We start from the raw sequence: 3,617 nt of genomic DNA, 5'->3' as shown, positions 1-3,617 counted from the left end.
GGCAGCAGGGCGGGGTCGGGGTTGCCGGTGGACACATCGACAACCCCCGGCGGCACATCCACCCGGATCGCCTCGCGCGCCGTGCTGGCCGGCCGCGCGCGCACCCGGCTGCCGCGCCGGCCCGCCGTCTCGATCACCCCGCGGTCGCGCAGCGCGCGGTAGGCGGCGGCGACGGTGTTCGGGTTGACGTCCAGCCGCTGCGCCAACTCCCTTAGCGGCGGCAGCGGTTGGCCCGGGATCAGCTCGCCCGCGCCGATCCCCCGCTCCACACTGGCGGCAATCTCGGCTGCACGCCGCCCCTCGATCCGATACTCTCCTAGCACAAACAATATTATGCACTAGTTCAATGGAGATCGCCATGCCGGACCCCAGCGCGACGGCAAGCGCCCCGACCGCGACCACCACCGCGTACGAGCCGACCTCCCGCACCGTCCCCACCCGAGCCGCCGAGCGCGCGGCGTACGACCGCGAGACCGTGCACGCGATACTCGACGACGGGTACGTCTGCCACCTCGGCTTCGTCCGCGACGGCGCGCCCGTGGTCCTGCCCACGCTCTACGCCCGCGTCGGCGAGCGGCTCTACGTGCACGGTTCGACGGGCTCCCGGCCCCTGCGCACGGCGGGCCGGCGGGAAGCGGACCCCGGCCTCGCGGTGTGCCTCACCGTCACGCACGTGGACGGCCTGGTGCTGGCCCGGTCCGCCTTCCACCACTCCCTCAACTACCGCTCCGTGGTGGTGCACGGCACCGCCCGGCAGGTGACCGATCCGGCCGAGCGCTCGGCGGCGCTCGACGCCCTGGTCGACCACGTCGTCCCCGGCCGCGCCGCCGACTCGCGCCGCGCGAACGCCAAGGAGCTGGCCGCGACCGCCGTACTCCGCCTGGACCTCGAAGAGGTCTCCGCGAAGATCCGCACCGGCGGCCCCAACGACGACCCGGAGGACCTCGAACTCCCCCACTGGAGCGGCGTCGTCCCGGTCAGCCGCACCTACGGCGCACCGATCCCCGCGGACGACCTCGCCCCGTCCGTGCCCCTCCCCGCCTACCTCGCCGCGGGCTGCAGCACGGGCTGAGCCGCAGGCCTGCGACACGGGCTGAGTCACGGGCCTGAGCCGCGGGCCGAGTCACAGGCCGAGCCGCGCACTTGGGCAAGAGGGCGCCGACCCGAAGCCCGGCGCCCCCACCTCACACCCGCCGCGGCCCAGCCACTCGCCCATGGCCAACCAGGCGCCGAGCGCGATGAGTACGGGCCCCGCGCCGAGGTCACGACAGTGGCCACGGCCAGCCCGGTCTCCCGTACGACGGCGAAGTAGGCGGTCTGGCGACCTACGTCGCCTGCGAAGACGCGGGCAACTCCCCCGCCTGCGGCCCGTTCTCGCCGCCGTCCGGCCCGTGCCGACCGGATCCGGCGACCGGCCCGTCGGAGGCCGCCTTCGGCGCCGAGGTCTGGGCGATGAACGCCCCGGCGAGCACCGCCGCTCCGCCGATGACCTGCGGCGCGGCCAGGTGCTCGCCGAGCATCACCCAGGCCATGACGGTCGCCACGACCGCCTCCAGGCAGGCGACCACCCCGGCGACCTGCGGCGAGAGGTGGCGCACCGCGAGCACCCCGGTCAGGTAGGCCACGACGGTCGCGACCAGCACGACCCAGGCGAGCAGCAGGATCGCGGGCACCACCGTGCCGTCCATGTCCGCCCTCCCGGCGAGCAGCGACCAGTCCATGCCCCAGGGCCGGGCGACGACGGTGAGCACGACGGCGCCGATGAGCAGCCCGTACGCGATGACCCCGATCGGGTCGGCCGGGTCCTCGCCGTCGCGGCCCTGGTCGGCGAGGACGAAGTAGCTGACCTGGCAGCAGGCCGCGCCGAAGGCCAGCAGCAGCCCGAGGGCGTCGAAGCCGAGCCCGGACCACACCTCGACCACCGAGGCGAGCCCGCCGACGGCCAGCACCACGCCGACGGCCGCGGCCCGGGTCACCGGCCGCCGCTGCACGAACCGCACCCAGCCGAGCAGCAGTGCGGGGCCGAGGTACTCGACGAGCAGTGCGACGCCGACCGGGATGCGGGATATCGCCGCGAAGTAGCAGGCCTGGACGCCCGCCACGGCGAGCAGCCCGAACCCGGCAAGCAGTGCGGGGCGTTGCCGCACCAGGGCGCGGTGGCGCCAGGCGACGGGCAGCATCAGGAGAGCCGCGCCGGCCACACGCAGCCAGACCATGTGGAGCGGGTCGAGCCCCGCCTCGATCAGCGGCTTGGCCGCGACCCCCGATCCACCGAACGCGAACGCCGAGGCCAAGGCGAGACCGAGGCCGACGCTCCTCCCCTGAGACGCATGCATCGGGTCATCATGTCAGCCGTGGACAGGTGCGTCATCCCGAGTGACCCCTGACCGGCGGGGAGGCCTGGCGCGCGGGCTCGGGCGGCGGGGGGCCGTCGAGCCGCACGGACAGCAACTCGCGGTCCACACCCGCGCGTTGGAGCACTTCGGCGGCCCGGCACTCGGGGTCGGCAACGAGTGCGGCGAGCAGATCGAGCCCCTCGGCGCACTCGGCTCCGCGCGCCCGGGCACGCTCCCATGCGCTCTCCAGCGCGCCCTCGGCGGTCGGGGACCAGCCGGGCATGCGGCTGAGCTCGCCACCGCGCTCACCCTCCTCGCGCACACCGCGTACGAGGGGTACGGCGCCCGAGTCCTCGACCTTGCCGTGCCATTGGAGCCCGTAGCCGATGCTGCGCTGGGCGAGATAGCCGAAGAGGCGGACGACCTGCGCCCCGCTCTCGAAGGCGGTGTGTACGGCCGGGTCCGCTTCCAGGAGGCCGTGCAGCAGGTGGGCGGTGTCGATCTGGCGGTCCGCGTCCCGTACGGCCCGGCGGCGGGCGCCGCTGACCACCGACGCCAGTTCCGCGCTGAGCCGGGCGTCGGCTCCGGGGTCGGCCGGCCCGGTGAACCCGGGTGGCGGCGTACGGTTTTGCACCTTCTCACCCCATCAGGCGCCGGAAGGCCAAAGCATCCCCGGGAGGGAGCATTTGCGCATCCCACCATGGTTGGGCATGGATGGGCGGATTCTCATACCTGCGAAGGAGGACCGCAAGAAACCTGACGGGTCGTCAGTATTGAATGTTGCAGGCCCCGGGTCTACGGTCCGCGAGCGCCCGACGACCGGACAACGAAGGGGTGATCGCATGGCCGAGGTCAGCGCGGAGGCACGACTGGAGGCACCGGCGGAGAAGGTATGGGCCCAGCTCACCGACTTCGCGTCGTACGCCGAGTGGAACGCCACCCACACCAGCTTCCCCAAGGGCGGCCCCGACCCACTGGCACAGGGCACCACCTACGAGGAGAACATGAAGCTCATGGGCTTCCCGGCCGAAACGGTCTGGACGGTCGAGACCCTGGAGCCGGCCCGGGTGTTCCACACCAAGGGCAAGGGCCCGATGGGCGTCAACCTCGAGCAGCGGTACACCCTGACGCCGGACGGGGACGCCACGCACGTGCGGATCGACAGCGAGTTCACCGGCGCGGCGGTGACGCTCATGGCGGGCAAGCTCAAGGACTCGGCGACGGCGGCACTGAACGAATCGCTGCGCAAGCTCGGCGGGTTGGTGACGTAGGACCCCGGAG

The 3,617-nt window shown here is 73.3% G+C and carries 5 protein-coding genes; 2 read left to right on the top strand and 3 right to left on the bottom strand.

All coding sequences use genetic code 11. From position 1 onward, the window contains the following. Positions 1 to 323: GntR family transcriptional regulator (locus tag AOK16_RS23665; RefSeq protein ID WP_157859328.1), on the bottom strand; the 323-nt coding region annotated here is incomplete at its 3' end. A gap of 35 nt (positions 324 to 358) precedes the next feature. On the opposite strand from AOK16_RS23665, the gene AOK16_RS23660 reads away from it, so the two are divergent. Next, positions 359 to 1,072: a pyridoxamine 5'-phosphate oxidase family protein gene (locus AOK16_RS23660; RefSeq protein ID WP_398719663.1), complete on the top strand. Its 714-nt coding sequence runs from the start codon at positions 359 to 361 to the stop codon at positions 1,070 to 1,072. A 253-nt stretch (positions 1,073 to 1,325) separates the two neighbouring features. Here AOK16_RS23660 and AOK16_RS23655 read toward each other — a convergent pair whose 3' ends face one another. Next, on the bottom strand, positions 1,326 to 2,336 hold the full coding sequence (locus tag AOK16_RS23655; RefSeq protein ID WP_055474160.1) for an EamA family transporter: 1,011 nt from the start codon (positions 2,334 to 2,336) through the stop codon (positions 1,326 to 1,328). Positions 2,337 to 2,367: 31 nt separating this feature from the next. Further along, the gene (locus AOK16_RS23650; RefSeq protein WP_055474159.1) at positions 2,368 to 2,970 is read right to left on the bottom strand and encodes a Clp protease N-terminal domain-containing protein; all 603 of its coding nucleotides are present in this window, start codon (positions 2,968 to 2,970) and stop codon (positions 2,368 to 2,370) included. Positions 2,971 to 3,178: 208 nt separating this feature from the next. Between AOK16_RS23650 and AOK16_RS23645 the strand changes: the two genes are divergently transcribed. Next, entirely contained in the window at positions 3,179 to 3,607 is a 429-nt protein-coding gene (locus AOK16_RS23645) for a type II toxin-antitoxin system Rv0910 family toxin (protein WP_055474158.1), read from the top strand. The last annotated feature ends 10 nt before the right edge of the window (positions 3,608 to 3,617 follow it).

The sequence above is a fragment of the Streptomyces pathocidini genome, assembly GCF_001418495.1.
GTDB classification, from domain to species: domain Bacteria; phylum Actinomycetota; class Actinomycetes; order Streptomycetales; family Streptomycetaceae; genus Streptomyces; species Streptomyces pathocidini.
This window is presented reverse-complemented; position numbering and strand designations above follow the sequence as displayed.